Raw genomic sequence first — 26,285 nt, forward strand, 5'->3', positions numbered from 1 at the left:
ACACATCTGATTATTAATCGTTTACACATCAACATGAATTATTTTAATATTCACGCTTCACAAGCACAGGCCGTCTGAACGGAAAACTCATGGATTCCATTATTGAACTGCGACATTTAAAAACCCTGCTGGCATTGGAAGAAACCGGCAGCGTTTCCTTGGCGGCCAAACGCGTTTTCCTGACGCAATCGGCCTTGTCGCACCAAATCCGGGCTTTGGAAAACTATTACGGCACCCCCTTGTTCGAGCGCAAATCCACCCCTTGCGCTTTACACCGGCAGGGGAACGTCTGCTGCAACTGGCACGCAATTTATTACCGCAGGTGGCCACTGCCGAACGCGATTTGGCTCAAATTATCGAAGGGGAAGCGGGCGAATTGCGTGTGGCGGTGGAATGCCATACCTGTTTCGACTGGCTGATGCCGGCAATGGGCGAATTTCGCCCGTTATGGCCGCAAGTCGAATTGGATATTGTGTCCGGTTTCCACGTCGATCCGGTCGGCTTACTGCTGCAACACCGTGCCGATGTCGCGATTGTTTCCGAAGCCGAGCCGCAAACGGACATCACTTATTTCCCGCTGTTTTCTTATGAAATGGTCGGCATTTGCGCCAAAGACCACCCTCTGGCGCATAAAAATATTTGGGAAGCCGAAGACTTTGCCGACGAAACGCTGATTACCTATCCCGTTCCAGACGACATGTTGGATTTGGTAAAAAAAGTATTAAACCCGAAAGGCGTGAATCCGCCGCGCCGTCACAGCGAACTCACCATCGCCATCATCCAATTAGTCGCCAGCCGCCGCGGTATTGCCGCCCTGCCTTATTGGACAGTGATGCCGTATTTGGAAAAAGGCTACATCACCTCATGCAAAATCACTTCAGACGGCCTGCGCAGCGAACTGTACGCCGCCATGCGCACAGAAGATGCAAACAAAAGCTATGTCGACAACTTCTGCCAAATTGTGCGCGACCGCAGCTTTGCCGATTTATCCGGCTTGAGCGTATTGGAAATGAAATAGGTTGATGTTGAACAGGTAGGCCGTCTGAAATATTTTGTTTCAGACGGCCTGTGTGTGTGCGTAGAAAACCCTAGCGTTGTTTACACTTTTGCTTTTTTGCTTGAAGACCCATTTTGGGATTTTCGAGTGTTGTCAAGAATGCCGAAAGGCACGGCAACGCCGCATGGTTCTTGATAATGCTCAACAATCCTAAAACAATCATTTAGGCAGAAAATAAAAGCTGTTTTGCATAAAAAGTGTAAACAACCCGACAATTTCCTACACCGCAGTAAATCATAGAATTGCAGACGATTAACCACCATCAAAATCCTTCATCAAACAGTCATTTCGGTGAAATAAAATCACAGGCCGAGACCTTTGCAAAACTCCCTGAAAAGCCACGGCACCAAGAACCGACGTCATTCCCGCGCAGGCGGGAATCCATTTTTGAGCATGGCAAGCTATTGAATAAAATAAGGTTCCTAAACGTTGAGATGGATTCCCGCCTGCGCGGGAATGACGGCTGTTTTGTTTTTTCTTGATGGTTCATGAGGTTTTGCAAAGGTTTCAGGCCGTCTTAAATATATTCAGACGGCCTGTGGTGTAAAGAATAGTAAACCTCCTCAAAAAAGTGTAGAATACGCCCCGTTTATCACTCTTGTCTCACGCAGACTTACCCGTCATGGATCTTCCCAGTAGTTTATTGACTGAAGACACCATCCGCAACGCCCCCATTAATCCCGCCGAATGTTCCACCGCACGGCGGGCGGAGCATTTATGAGCCACGAACCAGAACACAAAATCCACGAAGCCGCCGAGCCTGCCGAAAGCGATGTCGGACGCATTGCCGCCGATTTCGACCACATCCACGCGCTGTGTGAAATTCTCGAACCCGCCTTCCCGCAAATCGAAGCCGGCACACCGATTGAAGACGAAGCCCTGCGCGTCAAGCTCACCGAACTGACCGTCTTACTGAGCGAATTGCACCCTGCAGACGTTGCCGACGTACTCGAATCGCTGCCGCAGCGCGAACGTAACATTGTTTGGCTGTTGGTTGCGCCGGAAGACGACGGCGAAGTTTTGCTGGAAGTATCCGATTCCGTCCGCGAAACCCTGATTGAATCGATGGATAAAGACGAGCTGCTCGCCGCCATCGATGATTTGGATGCCGACGAATTGGCCGAACTGGCCGACGATTTGCCGCACCAAGTGGTTTATGAAGCCCTGCAAACGCGTGACGAAGAAGAGCGCGCGCAGGTTCAGGCGGCGATGTCGTATGAAGACGACCAAGTCGGCGCTATTATGGACTTCGAACTGGTGAGCATCCGCGCCGATGTAGCTTGTGAAGTGGTACTGCGCTACCTCCGCCGTTTTGAAAGCCTGCCCGACCATACCGACAAAATCTTCGTGGTCGATGAAAACGATATTCTCAAAGGGGTACTGCCTATCCGCAGCCTGCTGGTGGCCGACCCGGAAGAATTGGTGGAAAACGTGATGGCCACCGATGTGGTGCGCTTCCGTCCTGACGACAACGTTGAAGAAGCCGCGCAAGCGTTCGAGCGCTACGACTTGGTGACTGCGCCCGTAATTGATGAAAACAAAAAGCTCATCGGCCGTATCACCATTGACGAAATCGTCGACGTCATCCGTGAAGAATCCGAAGCCGACATGTTGAACATGGCCGGTTTGCAGGAAGAAGAAGACTTGTTTGCGCCGATTTTGGATTCGGTGAAAAACCGCTGGATGTGGCTTGCCATCAACCTGTGTACCGCCTTTCTCGCCAGCCGCGTGATTGGCGCGTTTGAAGGCAGCATCGAAAAAATCGTCGCTTTGGCCGCCTTAATGCCGATTGTAGCCGGCATCGGCGGCAACTCGGGCAACCAAACCATTACCATGATTGTGCGCGCGATGGCGGTCGGCCAGATTACCGGTATTCAAGCGAGCAAACTGCTGAAAAAAGAAGTCGGCGTGGCCTTGGTCAACGGCGTGTTGTGGGGCAGCGTCATGGGCTTGATTTCTTGGGTACTGTACGACAGTTTGGGCATAGGCTTGGTGATGGTCGCTGCCATGACTTTAAACCTGCTCTTGGCCGCCACCGTGGGCGTGTTGATTCCGGTGGTACTCGACAAAGCCGGCCGCGATCCGGCGCTCGGCAGCTCGGTACTGATTACCGCCGTCACTGACTCGGGCGGCTTCCTGATTTTCTTAGGTTTAGCGACGATTTTCCTGCTTTAATAATATAACCGTCTGAAATAGAAATAAGACAAGGCGAAAGCGACCGCCCGATACGCCGAGTACATCAGGGAGCTGGCAATACCCATTATTTTGATAACAGGCGGCTATATCAATAGTGAGGCCGTCTGAAACACATTGTTCAGACGGCCTTTTTTATCTGTTTCAACTAAGGAAAATCTTACAAGACTAATTAAAAATTATAATTTATAATCCTAAAATAATATTTTTTTTAGTTTTAATATGGATTACGATAAAATCAACCGCAAACTGGCGATTTTGGCGGACGCGGCCAAATATGATGTTTCTTGTTCATCCAGCGGAGGTTCGCGCAAAAACAACGGCGGCTTGGGCAACTCGTCACGCGCCGGAATTTGCCACAGCTTTACCGAAGATGGCCGCTGCGTATCGCTTTTAAAAATCCTGCTGACCAACCATTGCATCTATGATTGCGCTTATTGCGTGTCGCGCCGCAGCAATGACGTGCCGCGTGCCGCGTTTACGGTTGAAGAAGTGGTTGATTTAACCATCAGTTTTTACCGGCGCAATTATATCGAAGGGCTTTTTCTGAGTTCGGGGATTTTCAAAAACGCCGATTTCACCATGGAACGCTTGGTGCGTATTGCCAAAAAACTGCGTACCGAACACCGATTCAACGGCTATATCCACCTCAAGGCCATTCCCAAAGCCTCCGACGAAATGCTACAGGAAGCCGGCCACTATGCCGACCGCTTGAGCATCAACATGGAGATCCCCACCGTTTCAGGCTTGGGGCGGCTCGCCCCCGAGAAAAAACACACCGACATTACCCGGCCCATGCTGTTTGTCAAAAACGAAATCACCGCTACCGCCGATAGCCGCAAAACCATCAAATCGACACCGAAATTCGCACCGGCGGGGCAAAGTACGCAGCTTATCATTGGTGCCAGCGGTGAAAACGACCGCCAAATCATTCACGCCGCCTGCCGGTTTTATCAAAACTACGGCCTCAAACGCGTGTATTACTCGGGCTATGTGCCGGTGCTGGAAGACAGCCGCCTGCCGCCTTTATCGGCGCAAGTTCCGATGCGGCGGGAAAACCGCCTGTATCAGGCCGATTGGCTGATGCGCTTTTACGGCTTTGCCGAGCATGAAATTCTTGACCGCGACCAGCCGTTTCTCGATTTGAATTTCGATCCGAAACTGGCATGGGCGCTGCGCCACCGTGCCTATTTCCCGGTGGCCTTGCAGCATGCGCCGCTGGAAATGATTTTGCGCGTACCCGGTATCGGTGTGAAATCGGCCAAACGCATTGTGCAGGCGCGCCGCTTCCGCATATTGACATGGGCGCAGTTGGTGAAAATGGGCATTGCCCTCAACCGCGCACGTTATTTCATCACTTTGCCCGAACCCAACCGCTACGCTTCCTTAATCGACAGCCCGAACCTGCCCAATTTACTGTTGCAGCAGACGCGTTCCAAATTCATGCAAAGCGACGCGGTGCAAGGGGATTTGTTTGGATAAACGACAACAGGCCGTCTGAAAGCCATATACTGCTTTGCCATAAGCTTTCAGACGGCCTGAGACCTTTGCAAAACCCTGGCTGTGCGTGCCGTTCAAAGTTGCCGCAGCACAGCAAGCAAAGACATATCATGAAGACAGGCAAGCTTTCCATCAGCGCACAACGAAGAAATCGGCCCAAAATAGGGATTTTGCAAAGGCCTCGGCCTCTTTCGGCATAAAATCATGACCACACCCGACCAATACACCTTACTTTACGACGGCAGCTTCGACGGCCTGCTCAGCGCGGTGTTTACAGTGTATGCGGGCAAATATCCGCCCGATTGCGTGCACATCACTGCCGACCCCAACGATACCGATTTGTTCGGCCACACCGTATCGGTGACCAGTTGCGCCGAACATGCCGCGCGTGTGCTCGAGCGTTTGCAGCGGCAATTGGGCAGACGCGGTATCCAAACACTGCTTTACGGTTTTCTCATCAACGACAAAGACATGCCCGACACCTTCCTGCGCATCGTCCGGTTGGCCTTGGCGCAACCCGACCGCCCCAACATTTTCAGCGATTACGGCCATCCCGACGTGATGCAGTGGGCGCAATGGGTAAAAACCGTCGGGCGCGAAAAGCACCACATGGAAGCATTTGTCCGTTTTGAAGAATATCATGTGCAGAGCGAACCCGAACCGATTTATATCGCCCGCATCGAGCCGCAATTTGATATCTTGCCGCTGATTACGCGTTTTTTCCGCAACCGCTACGCTGACCAGCAATGGCTGATTTTCGATGTCGGTCGCGGCTACGGCGTGTATTTCGACAAAACCGCAGTGCATCAAATCCGAGATTTGGATACTCCCGGCGAACACGCCGTCCCATCCGAGCGCGAACGGCATTATCAGAAGTTGTGGCAACGTTATTTCAAAAGCGCCACCATCACTTCACGCATCAACCTGCGCCAACACCGGCAAATGATGCCGCAGCGCTATTGGCGTTATCTGACGGAAAAGCGGCCGGTATTACCGTGAAGAAAGCCGGCCGGGAATCCGCTACCAAGTTCCAATAAAAACAGGCCGTCTGAAAACCAAATCATCGTTTTCAGACAGCCTGTTCATCCGGCAGCCAAATTCAAAACCCTTACAGGTAGAATTTCTCAAGCACTTTCAAATTGTCATCCAATTTATACACCAGCGGCTGACCGGTCGGGATTTCCAAAGCCATGATGTCGTCGTCGGAAATACCTTCGATGTGCTTGGCCAAGGCGCGCAGTGAGTTGCCGTGTGCCGCCACCAATACGCGTTTGCCGCTCAAAATGGCCGGTGCGATTTGGTCTTCCCAGAACGGCAATACGCGCTCCAGCGTCACTTTCAGGTTTTCACCGTCCGGCACCACATCAGCCGGCAAGTGCGCATAACGGCGGTCGTTATGCGCGGAAAATTCGTCGTTTTTGTCCAACAATGGCGGCAAAATATCGTAGCTGCGGCGCCAGATGTGCACTTGCTCGTCGCCGTATTTTTCAGCAGTTTGTTTTTTGTCCAAACCTTGCAATTGACCGTAGTGGCGCTCGTTCAAACGCCAGGTTTTAATTTGCGGCACAAACAGCTGGTCGCTTTCTTCCAACACGATGTTGCAGGTTTTGATGGCGCGGGTCAGCACAGAAGTGAAGGCGATGTCGAATTCATAGCCTTTTTCTTTCAGCTTTTGACCGGCAGCGGCGGCTTCGGCCAAACCCTGCTCGCTCAATTTCACGTCGCGCCAGCCTGTAAACAGGTTTTTCGCATTCCATTCGCTTTGTCCGTGGCGGATAAATACCAATTCCATTCTTATTGCTCCATTTGTTTAGGGGGATTTTGAAGCTTTATTTATAACATAATTTGCCCCCGTTTTGCTGATTTGTGCGCAAACGTTGATGATTTGTTCAGCCCGATTCACCAAACATGAATCTTTCAGACGGCCTTGCCGCAACCGTTAGAATGATAAAAGCCGTTTGGCACTTGTTTCTTATCATATTTTAATCAATTTTCCGTATAAATGTTAATAAAGTGAAAAGGCCGTCCGAACCGCTTTCAGACGGCCTTTTTCAGGTTTATACTGAAATTTCTAATCCACAAAGGAGAATCAGCATGGACAAATCAGCCAAACCTTTTGAAACCGAAGAAAATGGCGTGGGCAAATGCCCGGATTGCTCTGTAGAAGTCGGCACTGTTTTTAACAATAATGATTGCAGCTTTGAAATCGTCCAAATTTACGAAACCGAACAACTCGCCCGCGAAGCGGAAGGCTATTACACCGAATTGGCGCGCTCGGTTGAAAGCGATCCTTGCGAAATCATCAGCGACATCGGCGGCGTGGAAGAAGGTTTCAAATTGATGATGACCTTCAACTTCTGCTGTGAAAGCGAAAAAGTCATTTTCCAACTGAAGCAACGCTAAACCGTTGGCTCGCCAAATCTCTACTGAAAGGCCGTCTGAAAAGCTTGCACAGCAAGTGGTTTTCAGACGGCCTTGTTATTTCATGACAACGCAATGCAAAACACAGGTAAAATAACGCGCTAAATCATCACAACATCACCACACATTACCATGCTTCCTGCCGCACCTGCTTTTCTGTCGCTCCAGCCGCCACCGCGCTCGGCCATTGTGATTCTGGCCACTTTGCTGTTTGCCGCGCTGCCGATGATGTTTTCCCTGCCTCCCACCATTACCCTTTTATTTATTGCCCTGCTTGTTTTTCGCGGCGTGTTGCTGCATCTCAACATCGGCAAACTGCCTGCGCCGCTGCTGATTATGGTGGTGGCAGCGGCTGGTGGTTTGGTGTGGGCGCAACTGGGCACAGTGTTCGGGCGGGAAGGCGGCATCGCTTTCCTGCTGCTGATGGTCACGCTCAAGGCTTTTGAGAGCACCTCACGGCGCGACTGGCATGTGTTACTGCTGGCCATGCTGTTTCTGATCGGCTCGTCTGTGCTGCTCAACCAAAGTTTGGCAGTCGGCTTGTGGCTGCTGGCCGCTTTGTTTGCCGTCAGCACGTGTTTCGCCGTGTTGTGCGGCTTGGACCTGCGCGAATCGTGGCGTTGGAGCGGCATGGCATTGTTGCTGACTCTGCCGCTGACAGCAGTATTGTTCGTCAGCGTGCCGCGTTTGAACGAGCCCTTATGGGGCATTCCGCAAAAACGCGACAAACAGGCATCAACCGGCCTTTCCGATAGCATGCAGCCGGGCAGCATCAGCAATTTGGTGCAAAGCAACGAATGGGTGGCCAACGTGATTTTTTCAGACGGCCTTACTGTCGAGCCGAAAAATCTTTACTGGCGCGCCATCATTATGGACGACTTCAACGGCCGCACATGGCAGGCGGTACCGGGGTTTGCCCAAGACAGTGCACAAAACGTTTCAGATGGCCGGCGCATTGATTACCAAATGATTATCCGCGACCAAAACGGCGCCTTACCGGCCTTGGATCACCCTGTCGGCACGCCGCCGCAAGGTTTGGCACAGCGTTTAGGCAACACCTTGCGCGCCGAACGCAGCCGCGAAGGTTTGCGCCGCCTGCACCTGCAAGCCGCTTTGAGCGACACCCTGCCGCACGTTTTAAACGAAGCCGAATACCGCCGCTACACCCGCTTACCCGCCGGCAACCTGCAAACCTTAAACCTCGCGAAAAAATTAGCCGAAAACGCATTAACCGAACGTGAATTTATCCGAAACACGCTGAATCATTTCCGCCGCCAAGGCTTCAGCTACACACTGCAACCTCCCTTGTTAAGCAATGGGCATGTGGTCGATGAATTTTTATTCCAGACCAAACAAGGTTTTTGCGAACATTACGCCCAAAGCTTCGCCGTGATCATGCGGGCGGCCGGTTTGCCGGCAAGGATTGTCACCGGCTATCTGGGGGCGGAATTCAACGAGCAAGCCGGATTCTGGCAAATCCGCTCTAAAGATGCCCACGCATGGACGGAAGTGTGGCTGCCGAGCGAACAAGTGTGGCTGCGCGTCGATCCCACCACTGCCGTCTCCAGCGTGCGCACCGAGCAAGGCATCAGCCAAGCGCTGCCGCAAAGCGAGCAATCATTACTGCCGCGCGATCATGTATTCGGCAAATGGCGCGATGCCGGCCAATTCTATTTCCAGCAATGGGTGGTGAACTACGATCAAACCCGCCAAAACAATCTGTTTGAAAAGCTGGGTTTGGGCGGCTTTAATTTGAAAAGCCTGTTGCTGTTCATGCCGCTTGCCCTTGCGTTCGCACTATTGCCTTTATTGCGCTGGTGGCTGAAAAACCGCCGTCGTGACGAACTGCAAGACGGTTTCATGCTGCTCAAACGCGCCATTCTGGGCGAAGACGATAAAACGGTTTTAGCCGTCACGCCCGCCGAACTGCGTGAGATTTTACGCCGCAACCAAGCGGATGACCCTGCCGTCGAATCGTTGCTGGCGCGTTACGAACACTGGCTGTACGCGGGAGAACCTGCCAACAAATCCACACAAAAACACTGGTTCCGCAAAGTAAAAAAAGCCGCTAAACGGTATCAGTGAGCAGATGGCTTGAGGCCGTCTGAAACCTTATGCTTGCTTTCAGACTGCCTCAAATATTTCTTCTCATTATTAACTACATTAACTGCTTCATTGCAAGCAATACCCCAATAAAAGAAGGCCGTCTGAAATTCAGACAGCCTGTTTACGTTAATATTTTCGTTTAAGCCAATAAGCCGCCGATGTATTTTACCAAGGTCATACCGCCCAATACTGCCATGGCAGCCACTACCGCCAAGCCGCATACCGTCATCCATTTCGGGTGGCGGTAATCGCCGATGATATCTTTGCGGTAGGCCGCCAGCAAAATCAAACCCAGTGAAATCGGCAAAACCAACCCGTTGAGCGTACCAACGAACACCAGCACCTGCGCCGGGCGGCCGATGGCTGCCAACACCAAAGTGGAGAGTGCGATAAAGGTGATGATCCACTTGTTTTTATGGCGTTCGATTTTAGGGCTGAAGCTGGAAATAAACGACACCGACGTATAAGCCGCACCTATTACCGAAGTAATCGAAGCCGCCCAAATCACCACACCGAAAATCATCAGGCCGATATTGCCCGCGACATGTTCAAACGGCGTGGCCGCCGGATTTTTCGGATCGAGCGCAACGCCTTGCGACACCACGCCCAACACGGCGAGAAACAGCACCACGCGCATGACGGATGCGATCAAAACCGCAGATATCGAGCTGCGGTTGACTTCCGGCAAGGCTTCTTTGCCTTTGATACCCGCATCCAGCAGGCGGTGCGCCCCTGCAAAGGTGATATAGCCGCCAACCGTACCGCCTACCAGCGTCACAACCGCCACCGCATCGAGTTTTTCCGGCACAAAGGTACGCACGGCCGCTTCGCCCAACGGCGGCGAGGCTTTCCAGGCCACATACAGAGTGAGCGCAATCATGACGAAGCCCATGGCTTGAGCGAATCTGTCCATCACCTTGCCCGCCTCGCGGAACAGAAACACCCCGACGGCAATCAAGCCGCTGATTACCGCGCCGGTCTCCACCGGCCAACCCGTGATAATGTTCAAACCCAAGCCCGCTCCGCCGACGTTGCCGATATTGAAAGCTAAGCCGCCCATCACAACCAGCGCGGCCAAAAAATAGCCCGCCCCGGGAAACACTCGGTTGGCAATGTCTTGCGCGCGCTGTTCCGACACGGCGATAATCCGCCAAATGTTCAATTGCGCACCGATGTCGAGCATAATCGAAACCAAAATCACAAAGCCGAAGCTGGCCGACAGACTCTGCGTAAAGGTGGCGGTTTGGGTGAGAAAGCCCGGGCCTATGGCGGACGTGGCCATTAAAAAGGCCGCACCGAGCATTGCATTGCGGCGGTTGTCGGAAGACATGTCTGTTTCTCCTTTTGTTTTGTTGTCACGTTTGCAAAAACAATTCGTCTGAAAATCCATTGAATAAATGTTCAGACGGCCTTGATACCTATTCCTTTTGCCTGTAAAGCCGCACGGATTTTATCGGCAAACTCAAGCGCGTGCGTACCGTCGCCATGCAGGCAGATGCTGTCAGCACGCACTTTTACGATGGTACCGTCCGTGCTTTCCACTTCGCCTTTCCCCACCATGCGCAGCACTTGTGCTACGGCTTCGCCGTCGCTGCCGACTTGAGCGTCGGAGCGGCTGCGCGGCACGAGCGAACCGTCGGCCAGATAGCGGCGGTCGGCGAACACTTCGGAAACCACCCCCAGACCTGCGGCCCCGCCGGCTTGCAGCAACAGGCTGCCGGACAAGGCCATCAGTTTCAATTCGGGATTGAAGGCACGCACCGTGCCGGCAATCAAGGAGGCCAGTTGCTCATCGGCGGCGGCTTGGTTGTAGAGCGCACCGTGCGGCTTGACGTAGCTCATTGCTACGCCTGCCGCATCACACAAAGCCTGTAGCGAACCGAGTTGGTACAGCAGGTGCGCGCGCAGGTGTTCAGACGGCATATTCATGTTGCGGCGGCCGAAGTTTTCACGGTCAGGAAATGCGGGATGCGCGCCAATGCGCACGCCGTATTGTTTTGCCCATGTCAGGGCGCGGTACATTTCCACCGCATCGCCGGCATGGACAGCGCAAGCAATGTTGGCGGAACTGACGCGCTGCATCAAATCGCGATCGATGCCGCAGCCTTCGGCTAAATCGGCATTCAAATCAACGGTTTTCATCGGCTATCCTTTTAATGTGGTTGAGATAGGCTTGGTTTTTGCGTTGCAGCCGCCGGGCATGTGCCGTGTCGGTCATACGGAACCTGACCGTGCTGCCGAAGCGTGTCTGCACCAGCTTGCCCAAATCGGCGGCCGCCACACAGGCGATTTTCGGATAGCCGCCGGTAGTTTGACAGTCGGCGGCCAACACAATGGGCCGTCCGCCCGGCGGCACTTGCACGGTACCGGCAGTCACGGCGTGCGACAGCATTTCCACAGGCTCGGCCAAACCCAGTTCGGCACCGGAAAAACGGTAGCCCATGCGGTTGCTGTCGCTTTGCAGCCGCCACAAAGTATCCCAAAAAGCCGTGCGGGAAGCACGGTCGAACAAATGGTATTCTGATGAGGGCAAGGCGTGGATGATGCCGTCTGAAAACAGCGGGGCAATGCCGATGCGGCTCAGATAATGTTCCCCCGTGCCTTGCGGCAAGGCATCGCCCGAACGCAGCGCCCGACCTTCCAAACCGCCGAATGCAGCCTTTAAATCGGTGCTGCGCGAACCCATCACTTCGGGTACGTCAATACCGCCGGCCACGCAAAGATAACCGTACATACCCTGTACCGCCCGCTTCAGACGCAGCGTCTGTCCCGCCTCGGCAGTGTGCCGCCAATAAGAGTAGACCGGTTCGCCGTCGAGTTCGGCCTCATAAACGGCACCGGTGATGCAAAACGGCGTATCGCGGCCAAAACGCACGCTCAAGCCGCCAAGCACCACTTCGATTGCCGCCGCACCGGGCGTATTGCCCAGCAGGATGTTGCCCGCCTGCAATGCCTGCGTATCCATCGCGCCGGCGTGGCCGATACCGAAACGGCGCTGTCCGTAACGCCCCAAATCCTGAATATGCGCCAAGGCGGCCACTTCTTGAATATCAATCACGGTTCAATCCTTTCTGCCACAAAACGCACGGTATCACCCGCCTGCAACAGAGTCGGCGGGTAAGAGGCCGTCTGAAAAAGCGGTGTGTCGGTGTGGCCGATCAGCTGCCAGCCGCCGGGGGAGGTAAACGGATACACCCCGGTCTGACTGCCGCCGATGCCGACCGAGCCGGCCGGAACCTGCGTACGCGGCACCGCATGGCGCGGAGTATGCAGGTGTTCGGGTAAACCGCCCAAATAGGGGAAACCGGGCTGGAAACCCATCATGAAAACCGTGTAAACCGGCTCGGTATGACGGCGTACCACTTCAGCCACGCTGACACCGTGAAACGCCGCTACTGCCGCCAAATCCACACCGTATTCGCCGCCGTAAACCACGGGGATGTCGACGTGGCGGCCTTGGTATTGCGCCGCCACGGCCTGTGGCCAAACGCGCGACAGTTCCGCCGCCAATTCTTCAAGTGCGGCATCGGGCCGGGCAAACACAGTGAGATTGTTCATGCCGGTGACGGTTTCGGCCACTTGCGGCCAATCGGTCAGGATGCCGGCCAATGCCCACAAACGACGCTGGTTGTCCAAAGAGGCGGGCGGCGGCAAAGCACAGCACACAGCCGTTTCACTGATGGGATGGATTTCGAATGCAGACATATATGTTCTTCTTATTTGGTTTTAACAACGGACGGATGCAGAAACGCTGCCTTTTCCATGCTTATAATGTTGCGCCAAGCTTTTGTCAACAACGCCGGACCGGACGGCGGAAAACCTTATTTCGACTTACATCCGACGGCGCAGCATTCCAATAGAAAGAGGCCGTCTGAAATTCAGACGGCCTTAAGTCTTGGTGAAAAATGTCATAGACACAGTTATTCCGCAAGAAGAATCCGGAGAAGACGAAGGGGCGAAAATCAGGTTACCGGTGCCGGGTTAAACACCGACAGCGCATTATGCAGACCCCATTGGTCGGACCATGTCTGCTTGCGGCCGCTGGCGATGTCGAGAATGTAGTGGAAAATTTCCCAGCCGGTTTCTTCGATGGTAGCTTCACCGGTGGCAATGCGGCCGGCGTTGATGTCCGTCAGGTCAAACCAGCGGTCGGCCAAATCGGTGCGCGTGGCGACTTTAATCACCGGCACGGCAGCCAAGCCGTAAGGCGTGCCGCGACCGGTGGTGAACACCTGCACGGTGATGCCCGAAGCCAATTGCTGCGTGCCGCACACAAAATCGCTGGCCGGGGTGGCGGCGAAAATCAGGCCTTTTTTGGTGGGGCGTTGCCCGGGCGACAACACTTCGACAATCGCCGAAGTGCCTGATTTGGCAATCGAACCCAAAGCTTTTTCCACCACGTTGGCCAAGCCGCCTTTTTTGTTACCCGGCGAGGGGTTGGCGCTGCGGTCGGTTTGTCCGGCATTGAGATAATCGTCATACCACTTCATTTCTTCGAGCAGCCGGCGGCCGATCTGTTCGTCTGCCGCGCGCGGTGTGAGCAGGTGAATCGCATCGCGCACTTCGGTCACTTCGGAGAACATCACCGTCGCGCCGCAACGCACCAGCAAATCGGAAGCATAGCCCACCGCAGGGTTAGCGGTAACACCGGAGAATGCATCGCTGCCGCCGCACTGCATGCCCACCACCAAATCGGAAGCCGGGCAGGTTTCGCGTTGGCGCGCATTCAGTTTCTGCAAATGTTTTTCTGCGGTGGCCATAATCGAATCGACCATGGCCTTGAAGCCGACGAATTGCTCGTCCTGCAAACTGGTGACACTGGTGCTGTCGCCGTCGACTTTAATCGGAATCGTGCCCTCGGCTTGTTCCAACAGGCGGTTAGGTTGCAGCTTTTCGCACCCCAAACCGATGACCATGATTTCGCCGCCAAAATTCGGGTTTAGCGCGATGTTGTGAATCGTACGGATCGGCACCACTGCCGCCGGGGCATTAATCGCCACGCCGCAGCCGTATAAATGGTTCAAACCGACCACACCGTCAACTTTCGGATATTTCGGCAACAAATGCTGCTCAATCAGTTTCACCACATAACCGACCACACCGGCCACGCAATGCACGCTGGTGGTAATGCCCAATAAATTTTTGGTACCGACGCTGCCGTCTTTATTGCGGTAGCCTTCAAATGTATAACCTTCCAGCGGGGCTAATTTCGGTACAGGACGGGTCGCCAGCGGCAGGGTATCCAAAGGCGGGGCTTTAGGCAGCGCCACTTTCGATTCGTCAATCCATGCCCCACGCGGCAAATCTTCCACTGCATAGCCGATGATTTCGCCATAGCGTACGATTTGGCCGTCTTTCGGAATATCAACCAAAGCCGCTTTATGTCCTTGCGGCACATGCTCAACCAATGCGAGGCCGTCTGAAAACTGCGTGCCCGCAGGCAAGCCGTTGCTGTTCACGATAATGGCGACATTATCATCGGGATGGACTTTGATAAATAATGGTTTTTGTTCGGTGGTGTTCATGGTCGTGTTCCGTTATGGTTTGGTGTTTTATGCTATCTTAATCAGCGCCACCACAAAAATCATTATGCAGATACACAATAAATCAGGTTGAATTTGTTGAAATTTATGGAAATTTTTACATGTTTGGTGCAATACAAAGGCCGTCTGAAATCATTTCGCCAGCAAAAATCCACCATCGAATCGCGCACTCTTTCAAACATGTCCATACCGGTGGACGTTTGGGCAGCCGACTTTTTGCACGCGGGCAATCCATGCAGCCAATGCCGGTGTCGCGACCACATCACCGACAAACATCTCCGCCGCCATCTTAATCTCCGTCAAACAACAGCTTGCCGCCTTCGCGCATACCCATCGGCATGGTTACTGACCACAATATCGAAGCCGCTCGGGTCGGTGGTTCCGGTATAGACCTGCCTAAGCCCAAGCTGGTTAAACGCTCAATCAAACCGTCTCGGCGGGCGGTGCCCATTTCCACAATGGCCGGTTTTCTGACACCGGCCGTCAATAATCGTATGGGCAATGACCGTACCCGCCCCATGCCGGACAAATCGCTTTTTTACCCTGCAGTTGCGTGCCGTTGCGCTGTAAAGCCTCTACCGTACCCGACCATCGAATCATATCGCCGGCCCATTTACTGCCTTCATGGTGCACGCAGTTGGTGGTGTGTAAGAAACGCGCCTAGTCGGATAATTCGCCACACAAACCGGCAAACGTGATTTTGTGCGGCACAGTAATCATCAAGCTGCCGGCATTTTGCATGGCTTTCACCGCGTAAAAAAATGTGGCCGGCCGGTCAGATGCTGCATGCACGGACACCGCATTCAAACCTTTTTTTGAAAGGATTAGGCAACCAAATCCGGTGATTTCACCTGCGGAATCGGGTGGCCGATCACATAATAAATCCGCGTTGAACGTTTAATCGAATCTCCATAGAGCGCTGTCATTTATCGAAATGTAGTGTGATGTAATTGAAAAAGCCTAGGGTCTGTTGACAATTAACGCAACGGCAGTGTTTTTGGTCAAAAATCCCCGTCTGCCGCGTTAAAAATGCCCGCAAGGTGTCCAACCTTGCTGCGCTTTTTGCTTTGCATACGCGGTTTTTGCCTCAAAAAACTGCTTCGCCGGCCAATTGTCAACAGGCTCTAGTGCAATTTTGGGGCAAACCAGTTCATATCCTGCAGTTAGGAGACATCACAAAACCGTAATCACTGCGTGGCAATATTCAGTCAGGCCGTCTGAAACCGACTACCCTTCCAAACGGCCTGAAACCTTTTCAACACCTCCGGATCTGAGTGCAGTTCAAAGTTAGAGCAGCACGGAAAACACAGACATATCACTTAGACAGGCAGGCTTTCGGGCGCATAACGAAGAAATGTGTCAAAGATGGGAATTTTGCAAAGGTCTCGGCCTTTTCAAACTTAAGCAAGAAACGTGGTTTTGCTTTACAATACGGTGCTTGAATTCCACTCTTATTTAGTCGTACCATGAACGAGCAAATCCCTGTTTCCCCTATCCAATCCGACCATCTGATTCTCGGCCAATATGCCGAACGCGCGTATTTGGAATATGCCATGAGCGTGGTCAAAGGCCGTGCGCTGCCGGAAGTTTCAGACGGCCAGAAGCCGGTACAGCGCCGCATTCTTTATGCCATGCGCGACATGGGTTTGACCGCAGGGGCGAAACCGGTGAAATCGGCGCGCGTGGTCGGCGAGATTTTGGGTAAATACCACCCGCACGGCGACAGCTCGGCGTATGAAGCGATGGTGCGCATGGCGCAGGATTTCACGCTTCGTTATCCGCTGATTGACGGCATCGGCAACTTCGGCTCCCGCGACGGTGACGGTGCGGCGGCCATGCGTTACACCGAGGCGCGTTTGACACCGATTGCAGAATTGTTATTAAACGAAATCAATCAAGGTACAGTCGATTTTGTCCCCAACTACGACGGCGCATTCAACGAACCTGTCCACCTGCCTGCCCGATTGCCGATGGTGTTGCTCAACGGTGCCAGCGGTATTGCCGTGGGCATGGCGACTGAAATCCCGTCGCACAACCTCACCGAAGTCACCAAAGCGGCGATTGCCCTGCTGAAGAAACCTTCGCTGGAAACCGCCGATTTGATGGGCTACATTCCCGCGCCTGACTTTGCCGGCGGCGGCCAAATCATCACCCCTGCCGCCGATTTGCAGCAGATTTACGAAAGCGGCAAAGGCAGCGTGCGCGTGCGTGCGCGTTATGAAATCGAAAAACTGGCGCGCGGCCAATGGCGGGCGATTGTGACCGAGTTGCCGCCTAATGCCAACACTGCCAAGATTCTTGCCGAAATCGAAGAGCAAACCAATCCGAAACCGAAAGCCGGTAAAAAACAGCTCAACCAAGACCAGCTCAACACCAAAAAGCTGATGCTGGATTTGATTGAAAAAGTGCGCGACGAATCCGACGGCGAGCATCCCGTACGCTTGGTGCTCGAGCCGAAATCCAGCCGCCTCGAACCGGAGGCGTTTATGAACACGCTGATGGCGCAAACGTCTTTAGAAGGCAATGTGTTGGTCAACTTGGTGATGATGGGCTTGGACAACCGCCCTGCGCAAAAAAACCTGAAAACCATCCTGCAGGAATGGTTGAAATTCCGCGTGATGACAGTAACACGCCGTCTGAAATTCCGCCTGACCCAAGTCGAAAAACGCCTGCACATTCTCGAAGGCCGTCTGAAAGTTTTCTTAAGCATTGACGAAGTGATTCGGGTGATTCGCGAATCGGACGAACCGAAAGCCGATTTGATGGCGGCGTTTGATTTGAGCGAAATCCAAGCGGAAGATATTCTCGAAATCCGACTGCGCCAACTGGCGCGTTTGGAAGGCTTTAAGTTAGAAAAAGAACTGGCCGAACTGCGCGAAGAAGAAGGCCGTCTGAATCTGCTGCTCGGCGATGAAAACGAAAAGAAAAAACTCATCATCAAAGAAATGCAGACCGATATGAAACAATTCGGTGACGAACGCCGCACTCTGGTTGAAGAAGCCGGCCGTGCCACGCTGACGCAAACTACTGCTGATGAGCCGGTGACATTGATTTTGTCGAAAAAAGGCTGGATACGCAGCCGTGTCGGCCACAATTTGGATTTGGCGCAAACCACGTTCAAAGAAGGCGACGGTTTGAAACAAACCTTAGAAAGCCGTACCGTGTGGCCGGTGGTGGTGCTTGATTCGCAAGGCCGTACCTACACGCTGGATGCATCGGAAATCCCGGGCGGACGCGGCGACGGTGTACCGGTGGCTTCTTTGGTTGATGTACAAAACGGTGCCGAAGTGGTCGCCATGCTCACCGGTCTGCCGGATCAGCATTATCTGCTGAGCAACAGCGGCGGTTACGGCTTTATCGCCAAACTCGGCGATATGATCGGCCGCATGAAAGCGGGCAAAGTGGTGATGAGCGTGGAAGCGGGCGAAACAGTATTGCCGCCGGTGCCGGTATATGCCTCGTCGCTGATTAATCCGGATTGCAAAGTGGTGGCCGTGACCGAGTGCCAAACGTCTTTATGGGAAGAAAGCAAAGCCTTGGCCTTTACGTTGAACGAGCTCAAAGTCATGGCTAAAGGCCGCGGCCTCCAACTCATCAGCTTGGGAGAGAAAGAGCAACTGGCCCACATCGCCGTCATCTCTACGCCGGAAATCCACGCTGAAAGCGAAGGCAGACGCAGGGCGGCACATAAAGAACGCATCCTACTTGCCGGCATCAGCGGCAAACGCGGCAAAAAAGGCAAACCTTTACCGCTTTCAGGCCGTCTGAAACAATTATTCAGCTCAGGTTCCCTATAATCCCGGCATAATTTGTCCGATGTCATCACTCTTGATGCCAAATCGTGATATTCTAGGGCAACACAGACGGTTCCTGATTGATTGGGAACAGCAAATTCGGCAGTCATACGACAGGCTGCCGAATCATTCATTCTAATGATTAATAAAAATAACAGTATCTTAAGGTGTACTGAACATGACAAAATTCAGTAATCAGGAATTGGACAATTTAAGCGAACGCATCCCCGGGCTGATTAATGTGGCCCGGATAGTAATCGTGTTGTCGCTACTGGTTTTCCAAGTCTTGGGGACATACAGCAGCATCAATTTGGAAAACGTGGCATTTCCGACCATCGAATTTTACAGCTGGGCCGCGTTGTATTCCTTTTTGATTTTGCTGTCGGTATTCCGACCGGATTGGCAATGGCAATCGCTCGATTTACCCAATGCCAGTGCGGTAGTCGATATTTCCATGATGATTATTTTGGTGTATATCGCCGGTGGAATTGATTCGGGCTTTGCCATTTTGGTGCTGCCGTTTATCGCTACGTCCTGCCTGCTGAGCTACGGCCATTACCCCATGCTTTATGCCGGTTATGCCTCACTTTTGTTTGTGATTTTGCTGTTTTTAGACGGCGGCATCCGTTTCTCACCGCCGGAATGGAAAAACCAAAGCGTCCTGAGCTGTATCATATTGATTGGTGCCGGCTATCTGGTCGCCATGTTGACCGCGTTTGCCGCCAAATACCTTGAACAAGCCACCGAATCGGCCAGCAAACACCAACTTGCCTACCGGCGTATCAGTGGCTTGAATCGATTGGTATTGAACCGCGTGCAAGAAGCAGTGATTGTGATTGATGCCGGCCAACGCGTTTGGCTGTTCAACAAACAAGCCAAAAACTACTTCCCGAGCCTGGCGGTCGACCAGCAGGAATTTGTGTTCGGCGAATTGGTGTCGCGTTGGCAATACCAGCCCGACAAAGCCTTTGAAACCGACATTCACATTTTCCAACACGCCATGCATGTTCGTGCCGTGCCCCTGATTCAGGAGCAAACCGAATTGCTGATGCTGTATGTACGCTCTTTGCGTGAAGTAGCGGCCGAAGCGATGTCGACCAAATTAACGTCATTGGGTCAGCTCACCGCCAATCTGGCGCACGAAATCCGCAACCCGATGTCGGCCATTCGCCACGCCAGCGATTTACTGCAAGATGATGAAGACATTGATCCGGTAAAGGCCAAACTCTACGGCATCATCGACAGCAATATCCAGCGCATCGACAAAATGCTGGAAGACATTTCCCTGCTCAACAAGCGCGACAACATCAGTCGCGAACCGATTCACCTGATGAAATTCTGGCTCGGTTTCAAGCAGGAATTTACTTTAAACAATCCCGCCGCCATCGGCTGTTTGCGCATGAACATGGAAGGCTCCAACTTAACCGTCTTGTCCGACCCCATGCATTTGCAGCAAATTATGTGGAACCTGTGTAACAACGCTTGGCGCCACAGCCGCCAGGACGAAAATGCCATCACCGTGTTAATCCGTCCGAGTGGCCGCATGCACATCTCTATTGTGGTAGCCGACAACGGCAAGGGCGTCGCACCGGAAGTGCGCAACCATTTGTTCGAGCCGTTTTACACCACCGAAAAACAAGGCACCGGTTTGGGTTTATACGTTGCCCGCGAATTGGCGCATGCCAATTTGGGCCAGCTGCACTATCACCCTGAAATGAACGGTTTTGAACTGATTTTACCGAAGGACAGCAATGAGTAAGCTGCAAGATCCCGTTTTAGTTGTCGATGACGAAGCCGACATCCGCGACCTGATGGAAATGACACTGATGAAAATGGGACTGCGTGTGGAGACCGCAGAAGGTGTCGAACAAGCCAAAGACAAACTCGACAACAACGATTATTCGCTGGTATTGACCGACATGCGTATGCCCGACGGTTCGGGTTTGGAAGTAGTGCAATACATCGACGAATTGATGCTTGACACGCCTGTGGCCGTGATTACCGCCTACGGAAATGCCGATCAGGCAGTTGAAGCCCTGAAAGCGGGTGCGTTCGATTATCTGCAAAAACCGATTACCCTGTCGCAACTGCGTTCGCTGGTGAAATCGGCGGTGACGGTAGCCGACAATGCCGAAGTACCGCCTACACCGCAACCGGTTAAACCTACCCCTGCGCCTGTGACGGCCGCTTTGAATAAACCGCCTGCTGCGATGACCACCCGCCAAGCACAGTCTGCTGCCAAACCGGTATCGCGTGATTTGAACAAGCCGATTTCCGTGCCCGACAGCCTGCGTTCTATGAAAGAGCGTTTTTCCAGCGTTGAATCCACGCTATTGGAAGAAGCACCGCAACTGGGCGGCGAAGCCGATATGCCGCGCCTACTGGGTACTTCGCCGCAAATGGTTGAAGTGCGCCATTTAATCCGTCGGCTTGCCCGCAGCGAAGTGCCGGTGTACATTGCCGGCGAATCAGGTACCGGTAAGGAACAGGCCGCACGCACCATACACGAATTGTCTGATCGTGCCGACAAACCCTTTATTGCGGTAAACTGCGGTGCGATTCCCGAAAACCTGATGGAAAGCGAATTTTTCGGTTATAAAAAAGGCAGCTTTACCGGCGCGGATCAAGACCGCTTGGGCTTTTTCCAACATGCCGACGGCGGCACACTTTTTCTCGACGAAGTGGCCGACCTGCCTTTGGCCATGCAGGTAAAACTCTTACGGGCCATTCAGGAAAAAGCCGTACGCCGTATTGGCGATGCCCGCGAAATTTTTGTGGACGTGCGCATTGTCTGCGCCACCCATAAAAACCTTGAAGCGCTGGTTGAAAGCGGCGCGTTCCGCCAAGACTTGTATTACCGCTTGAACGTGGTGTCGCTGCATATGCCGCCGTTGCGGGAAATGCGTGAAGATTTGGGCGCGCTGATTCTCTATTTGCTCTACAAACACCGCCACGGCAACCAAACCTACAAGCTCAGCTCCAAAGCGCAAGAAGCGCTGCTGCATTACAGCTATCCGGGCAACTTCCGCGAATTGGAAAATATTCTCGAGCGCGCCGTGGCACTCACCATCGGCACCATCATCCAACTGGATGATTTGCAAATCCATAACATCCCTGCCGATGAAGAGCCGCGCGGGCATCACAGTCTTTCTTTAAAAGACATTAGCGATTCCGTGTCGGAAGCACCATTAAATCACGAACCGTTACCGCCATTTGACCCGCGTACCATGCAGATTCAAGATTATCTTGACCAAATCGAGCGCGACATCATCCAAAACGCTTTGGTGCAAACCCGCTACAACCGAACCCAGGCAGCCAAACTGTTGGGCATCAGCTTCCGTTCAATGCGCTACCGCATGGAGCGTTTGAACATTAACTAACATTCAGACGGCCTTGATGTTGATCAGGCCGTCTAAATCCACCTTAGGCCGTCTGAAAAGCTTTCAGACGGTCTTTATATGAAAAAGGCCGTCTGATACACATGACTTGCATTTACCTTGCCGAATCCGCCCAAGCTTCCGCCTGCGAGCTGGCACACACCTTCGGCCTGACCATCGTCCGCCAACTGCCCGACAACATCGAATATCTCTACGCCGATTCAGACGGCATCAGCCTGTGCCGCGCCGGAGAAAAAGGCCGCGTACAAGTCGATTTTGTTGGCGGCGCCGCTCAATACCGCCGCACCAAAGGCGGAGGCGAACTCATCGCCAAAGCAGTGAACCACACCAGCAAACCCGCCGTCTGGGACGGTACCGGCGGCTTGGGGCGCGACAGCTTTGTGCTGGCTTCTTTGGGCTTAACCATCCGCACCTTCGAACAGCATCCCGCCGTTGCCTGCCTGTTGCACGACGGGCTCAACCGCGCCTTACAACACCATAACACCGCTGAAATCGCACAACGCATCACACTGCATTTCGTAGATATGTCCACGCTGATGCCACAGTTGGCGCAAGAAATCGGCCGTCCTGATGTGGTTTATCTCGACCCGATGTATCCCGAACGGCAAAAATCTGCTGCCGTCAAAAAAGAAATGGCCTATTTCCACGGTTTAGTCGGCACCACACAAGACGAAGCCGCCCTGCTCAATACCGCCCGCGCCGTGGCCAAAAAACGCATCGTGGTCAAACGCCCACGCTTGGGCGGATTTCTCAACAGCGAAAAACCGGCCTATCAATATTCGGGCAAAAGCACACGTTTTGATGTCTATTTACCGGATAATCCAAGCCAAGAATCGCAATAAAAACAAGGCCCGAGACCTATGCAAAACCCTTCTTAAAACTCACACGAAGAACCATAGTTACCAAATAACGTCATACTGCCCAAACTCCCTAAAATCCTCTAAATCCTATAAGCCGAATTTAGAGGATTTTCTTCATGAGCAGCTTTTTCAAACAAACTGCCGAAACCATGATTGCCAAACATATTGACCGGTTCCCGTTGCTTAAAATCCACTTCATTATCGACCGACACCCTATTGCCGATCATCTAGAAAAGTAGGCAATGATAGAGAACTACAGAATATTTAATATTGGAAAAAACTTACTTAGCAACCTAAGTAAGTCTTTTTGATTATGGCAGGGTTTTGCAAAGATCCCGGCAAAATGCTTGATCCAACATGTGCGCCACCATTTTGCGGCCTTTGCGTCGGTGACAGACTTCACCCACGGCGGTTTTGGCCGCTGCATCGGGACCGGCTTTGCCGATATAGCTGCTTTTGGGAATGCCGGCACTGTGCGGCAGATATTTCAGCGGGTGTTCCGCCCCCAACGTTTGAACGGTTTCGCAGCTTTGGCGGCGTTCTTTTCGTTGAGGGCTTTCATGTGCTTTAGGCAGTCGTTCCCCGCCCTCATGTAACGTCACTCTTCAATCAGTTCCGCCCGGGTTTTTCGTGGCCGGGTTTGTCGGCGATAAACGGGTTTTTGCGTTTGGCCTTCATAGCGGCAGCCTGTGGGTGTTGGCGTGCGGCGATACCGCCTTGCCGACAGGCGGCTGTCCAACGGCGCAGGTGGGTGCGTGAGACGTTGAAGTGCTCTGCGGTGCGCTGTCGGCTGTGCACTTGGTGGTAATGGAGTACGGCTCGGTATTTGAAGTGTAGGTTATATTTGGACATAAGAAAACTGCACCTTTTAAAGTTGGCGGGGGTGTCCGACTTTTGGGGTGCAGTTCACTGACTTCAGACGGCCTGAGATGTAGGAAATTGTCGGGTTGTTTACACTTTTTATGCAAAACAGCTTTTATTTTCTGCCTAAATGATTGTTTTAGGATTGTTGAGCATTATCAAGAACCATGCGGCGTTGCCGTGCCTTTCGGCATTCTTGACAACACTCAAAAATCCCAAAATGGATCTTCAAGCAAAAAAGCAAAAGTGTAAACAACGCTAGGGTTTTCTACACCTGAGACCTTTTAGTTTGTGATTTACCACAGCGCCAACGCAGTCAAACTCATCTCTCGCTGCCCTTTTTGCGGCACAATATTTTGATCGGGCAATTCCAATTCATAGCGTGCGCCGTTTCGTTCGGCTTGCAATACGCGGAAACACAACCAGCCGGCCAATGCGTCCACGCTCGCCCCTTGCGGGTAATCCCGGTAGGAAATGATGTGGCTGCTGCTGCTTTGGTCTTGCGCTTCAAAACGTTTGTCGAGCAGTTGGCCGGTTTTGGCATAGGCTTTCCAGGCGACGTGCTGCAAAGATGTGCCGTCGGCGTGCACCTGCAAATGCGACAAATCGTCGCTGCTTTGGGCAAACACGGCACGGGCTTCGCGGACTTCGTCGGCATGAAACGCAGACGGCACGTCATGCGCCACCGGTGCGGGAAAAGCCACTTTGTCGCTCAGCCCCTGCCACACCGCTTCTACCGTGCAAATCCCGAAAGGCGCGGCGCTGGTAATATGCCACTCAGGCAGAAACACATAGCCACGCAGATGCGCCTCCAGTGGCAATTCCACATTCGGTTGGCCGTCTGAAACCCGCCATTCCTGCCGGCGCTCCTGATTATCTGCCTGCACCCACAGCCAACGACGGCGCACTTTACCTTCAACCTGTAAGGTCAGCACGGTCGGGGCACCGACAAAGATTTCAGACGGCATCAGCCACACCAACCGCAACCCGAGCAATTGTTGCACATTTTGCATCGTGCCGATAACAATAAAACCAAACAGCCAAAACGCGGCCACATAAGCCAAGTTGGCCTGATAATTCAATCCCACCAGCCACAGCAAGGCCACCATTACCGCCAAGCCCAGCCCCAATCGTGTCGGACGGATGCGCAGGTTGCGCCAAGCCGCTGCTTCATCGGGCAGCACCGGCGGGTGCTGTTCAGACGGCCACATGATTAAGTAAATCGCTTAAGATTCGGGAAGAAGTCAAACCCTGCTGCACCGGTTTGACGCGGTGATTCGCCACGGCCACCCATACCGCCTTAATGTCGTCAGGCAACACATGGTTTCTGCCCTGCATAAATGCCCACGCTTTGGCCGCATTCACCACCGCCAAACCGGCGCGCGGGCTGAGTCCCATCACAAAACGGCCGGACTGGCGCGTGGCCTGCACCAAGCGGAACACATAATCCGCTGCTGCTGGCGAAAACTGCACCTTCGCCGCCGCCTGCTGCCATTGCTGTAAAGTCTGCGCGTCGCACACTGCTTGCAACTGCGTCATCAAATTACGACTGCTGCCTTGAAAATAAAGCTGCTTTTCCGCTTCCGCGGCCGGGTAGCCCATACTCAAACGCATCATAAAGCGGTCGAGCTGCGATTCGGGCAATGGAAACGTGCCGAGCTGCTCAGTCGGGTTTTGCGTGGCCATCACAATAAAGGGCTTGGGCAGCGTATAGGTTTTGCCGTCCACCGACACCTGCCGCTCTTCCATCGCTTCCAACAAAGCCGATTGCAGCTTCGGTGATGCACGGTTGATTTCGTCGGCCAGCAAAAACTCATGAAACACCGGGCCCGGATGAAACTCGAATCTGTCTTCATTCGGACGAAAAATATTCACGCCCAGCAAATCCGAGGGCAGCATGTCGTTGGTAAACTGCACGCGTTGGTAACGCAAACCCAATACTGTCGCCGCGCCTTGCGACAAAGTGGTTTTGCCCACGCCCGGTACATCTTCCAGCAGCACATGCCCACCTGCCAAAACTGCGGCCATCAATTGCTGCAAAACCAATTCTTTCCCCAAAATCAGCCGATTAAGCTGCCCTAATGCGTGTTGGATCTGTTGATTCATTATTATTTCTTCAATGGCTAATCATTCAGACGGCATTTTAACACGAAGCCCAAAGAAAAGGCCGTCTGAAACAGTTTCAGACGGCCGGTGTTTTCATTTGATGGTTATTCGTCGGCTTTGATTTCCAAGCCGCCGATCGGACCGGAATCCGGCACAATCTCTTCTTCATCCAATTTACGCGCTTCGATTTCTTCGTCAGACAACGGTTCTTCGGCATAACGTACCACGCTGTCTACTGAATCTTCAATCACCAATTCACGCTCCAGGGCTTCCATTTCGGCAGCCGAAGACACATCGAAAGTGCTGGCTTGATTGGTTGGGGTATCCGTACTCATGGTTTTCTCCTTATTCGAATGAAAATACTTTTTACAACGTGTCTTCATCGTAACAGAAAAACCGTTACCAGCCGTCTGAAAATGTATTTTTTGGTAAATATAAAGGCCGTC

General features: G+C 52.9%; 22 protein-coding genes and 2 pseudogenes. 11 read left to right on the forward strand and 13 right to left on the reverse strand.

Annotation, left to right across the window (positions count from 1 at the left end):
- Positions 1–89 precede the first annotated feature (89 nt).
- The 4 genes and pseudogenes from CGZ65_RS12210 to CGZ65_RS12225 all read left to right on the forward strand — a co-directional run bounded on the left by CGZ65_RS12210 (position 90) and on the right by CGZ65_RS12225 (position 5,749).
- Positions 90–1,018: pseudogene (locus CGZ65_RS12210) on the forward strand (LysR family transcriptional regulator).
- A 756-nt stretch (positions 1,019–1,774) separates the two neighbouring features.
- Positions 1,775–3,232 (forward strand): magnesium transporter, encoded by a 1,458-nt coding sequence (gene mgtE, locus CGZ65_RS12215; RefSeq protein ID WP_096296196.1) that lies wholly within the window; start codon positions 1,775–1,777, stop codon positions 3,230–3,232.
- 240 nt (positions 3,233–3,472) lie between these two features.
- Positions 3,473–4,732 carry a putative DNA modification/repair radical SAM protein gene (locus CGZ65_RS12220; protein ID WP_096296006.1) on the forward strand — a complete coding sequence of 420 codons (1,260 nt, stop codon included), beginning with the start codon at positions 3,473–3,475 and terminating at the stop codon, positions 4,730–4,732.
- 222 nt (positions 4,733–4,954) lie between these two features.
- Positions 4,955–5,749, forward strand: a complete 795-nt coding sequence (locus CGZ65_RS12225) for a TIGR03915 family putative DNA repair protein (protein WP_096296007.1) — start codon at positions 4,955–4,957, stop codon at positions 5,747–5,749.
- A gap of 109 nt (positions 5,750–5,858) precedes the next feature.
- Here the strand turns inward: CGZ65_RS12225 and CGZ65_RS12230 are convergent, their stop codons facing one another.
- Positions 5,859–6,542, reverse strand: a complete 684-nt coding sequence (locus tag CGZ65_RS12230; RefSeq protein ID WP_096296008.1) for a 2,3-diphosphoglycerate-dependent phosphoglycerate mutase — start codon at positions 6,540–6,542, stop codon at positions 5,859–5,861.
- Between the two features lie 302 nt (positions 6,543–6,844).
- Between CGZ65_RS12230 and CGZ65_RS12235 the strand changes: the two genes are divergently transcribed.
- Together CGZ65_RS12235 and CGZ65_RS12240 are read left to right on the forward strand one after the other, a co-directional pair.
- Positions 6,845–7,153: a YfcZ/YiiS family protein gene (locus tag CGZ65_RS12235; RefSeq protein ID WP_096296009.1), complete on the forward strand. Its 309-nt coding sequence runs from the start codon at positions 6,845–6,847 to the stop codon at positions 7,151–7,153.
- 150 nt (positions 7,154–7,303) lie between these two features.
- A complete protein-coding gene (locus CGZ65_RS12240) occupies positions 7,304–9,256 on the forward strand; it encodes a transglutaminase TgpA family protein (RefSeq protein WP_198345297.1) in 1,953 nt (650 codons plus the stop codon).
- Between the two features lie 160 nt (positions 9,257–9,416).
- On the opposite strand, the gene CGZ65_RS12245 is transcribed toward CGZ65_RS12240, so the two are convergent.
- The 7 genes from CGZ65_RS12245 to CGZ65_RS14810 all read right to left on the reverse strand — a co-directional run bounded on the left by CGZ65_RS12245 (position 9,417) and on the right by CGZ65_RS14810 (position 15,612).
- Positions 9,417–10,607 (reverse strand): NRAMP family divalent metal transporter, encoded by a 1,191-nt coding sequence (locus tag CGZ65_RS12245; RefSeq protein WP_096296197.1) that lies wholly within the window; start codon positions 10,605–10,607, stop codon positions 9,417–9,419.
- Positions 10,608–10,678: 71 nt separating this feature from the next.
- Entirely contained in the window at positions 10,679–11,419 is a 741-nt protein-coding gene (gene pxpA / locus CGZ65_RS12250; protein ID WP_096296011.1) for a 5-oxoprolinase subunit PxpA, read from the reverse strand.
- The gene (locus tag CGZ65_RS12255) at positions 11,406–12,335 is read right to left on the reverse strand and encodes a 5-oxoprolinase subunit C family protein (RefSeq protein WP_096296012.1); all 930 of its coding nucleotides are present in this window, start codon (positions 12,333–12,335) and stop codon (positions 11,406–11,408) included. The genes pxpA and CGZ65_RS12255 overlap by 14 nt, the downstream gene beginning before the upstream one ends.
- Positions 12,332–12,982, reverse strand: coding sequence for a 5-oxoprolinase subunit PxpB (gene pxpB / locus CGZ65_RS12260; protein WP_096296013.1), 651 nt, complete (start codon positions 12,980–12,982; stop codon positions 12,332–12,334). Before pxpB ends, CGZ65_RS12255 begins: the two co-directional genes overlap by 4 nt.
- Before the next feature lie 257 nt (positions 12,983–13,239).
- Positions 13,240–14,802, reverse strand: coding sequence for a galactarate dehydratase (garD, locus tag CGZ65_RS12265; RefSeq protein ID WP_096296014.1), 1,563 nt, complete (start codon positions 14,800–14,802; stop codon positions 13,240–13,242).
- Between the two features lie 307 nt (positions 14,803–15,109).
- On the reverse strand, positions 15,110–15,322 hold the full coding sequence (locus CGZ65_RS12270) for a hypothetical protein (protein WP_158608739.1): 213 nt from the start codon (positions 15,320–15,322) through the stop codon (positions 15,110–15,112).
- Between the two features lie 158 nt (positions 15,323–15,480).
- The gene (locus tag CGZ65_RS14810) at positions 15,481–15,612 is read right to left on the reverse strand and encodes a hypothetical protein (RefSeq protein ID WP_255419094.1); all 132 of its coding nucleotides are present in this window, start codon (positions 15,610–15,612) and stop codon (positions 15,481–15,483) included.
- A gap of 674 nt (positions 15,613–16,286) precedes the next feature.
- On the opposite strand from CGZ65_RS14810, the gene parC reads away from it, so the two are divergent.
- The 5 genes and pseudogenes from parC to CGZ65_RS14815 form a co-directional block, all read left to right on the forward strand.
- A complete protein-coding gene (parC, locus tag CGZ65_RS12280) occupies positions 16,287–18,617 on the forward strand; it encodes a DNA topoisomerase IV subunit A (protein ID WP_096296017.1) in 2,331 nt (776 codons plus the stop codon).
- A 175-nt stretch (positions 18,618–18,792) separates the two neighbouring features.
- Positions 18,793–20,373, forward strand: a complete 1,581-nt coding sequence (locus CGZ65_RS12285) for an ATP-binding protein (RefSeq protein ID WP_096296018.1) — start codon at positions 18,793–18,795, stop codon at positions 20,371–20,373.
- Positions 20,366–21,994: a sigma-54-dependent transcriptional regulator gene (locus CGZ65_RS12290; RefSeq protein ID WP_096296019.1), complete on the forward strand. Its 1,629-nt coding sequence runs from the start codon at positions 20,366–20,368 to the stop codon at positions 21,992–21,994. The genes CGZ65_RS12285 and CGZ65_RS12290 overlap by 8 nt, the downstream gene beginning before the upstream one ends.
- 101 nt (positions 21,995–22,095) lie before the next feature.
- Entirely contained in the window at positions 22,096–22,854 is a 759-nt protein-coding gene (locus tag CGZ65_RS12295) for a class I SAM-dependent methyltransferase (protein WP_096296020.1), read from the forward strand.
- Positions 22,855–22,988: 134 nt separating this feature from the next.
- A pseudogene (locus tag CGZ65_RS14815) lies at positions 22,989–23,108 on the forward strand (IS5/IS1182 family transposase); the annotation flags it as partial.
- Positions 23,109–23,183: 75 nt separating this feature from the next.
- Here CGZ65_RS14815 and CGZ65_RS12300 read toward each other — a convergent pair.
- From CGZ65_RS12300 to CGZ65_RS12320, 5 genes are all read right to left on the reverse strand, one after another.
- Complete coding sequence (locus CGZ65_RS12300; RefSeq protein ID WP_096296021.1) at positions 23,184–23,474, reverse strand: hypothetical protein; 291 nt, start codon at positions 23,472–23,474, stop codon at positions 23,184–23,186.
- A 7-nt stretch (positions 23,475–23,481) separates the two neighbouring features.
- Positions 23,482–23,724, reverse strand: coding sequence for a helix-turn-helix domain-containing protein (locus CGZ65_RS12305; RefSeq protein WP_232507454.1), 243 nt, complete (start codon positions 23,722–23,724; stop codon positions 23,482–23,484).
- 305 nt (positions 23,725–24,029) lie between these two features.
- Positions 24,030–24,944 (reverse strand): DUF58 domain-containing protein, encoded by a 915-nt coding sequence (locus CGZ65_RS12310; RefSeq protein WP_096296022.1) that lies wholly within the window; start codon positions 24,942–24,944, stop codon positions 24,030–24,032.
- Complete coding sequence (locus CGZ65_RS12315; protein WP_096296023.1) at positions 24,931–25,839, reverse strand: AAA family ATPase; 909 nt, start codon at positions 25,837–25,839, stop codon at positions 24,931–24,933. The genes CGZ65_RS12310 and CGZ65_RS12315 overlap by 14 nt, the downstream gene beginning before the upstream one ends.
- A 104-nt stretch (positions 25,840–25,943) precedes the next feature.
- On the reverse strand, positions 25,944–26,174 hold the full coding sequence (locus tag CGZ65_RS12320) for a hypothetical protein (RefSeq protein WP_096296024.1): 231 nt from the start codon (positions 26,172–26,174) through the stop codon (positions 25,944–25,946).
- Positions 26,175–26,285 lie beyond the last annotated feature (111 nt).

Origin of the sequence: Neisseria weixii (assembly GCF_002327085.1) — a bacterium.
In the GTDB taxonomy this organism is placed as follows: Bacteria; Pseudomonadota; Gammaproteobacteria; order Burkholderiales; family Neisseriaceae; genus Neisseria; species Neisseria weixii.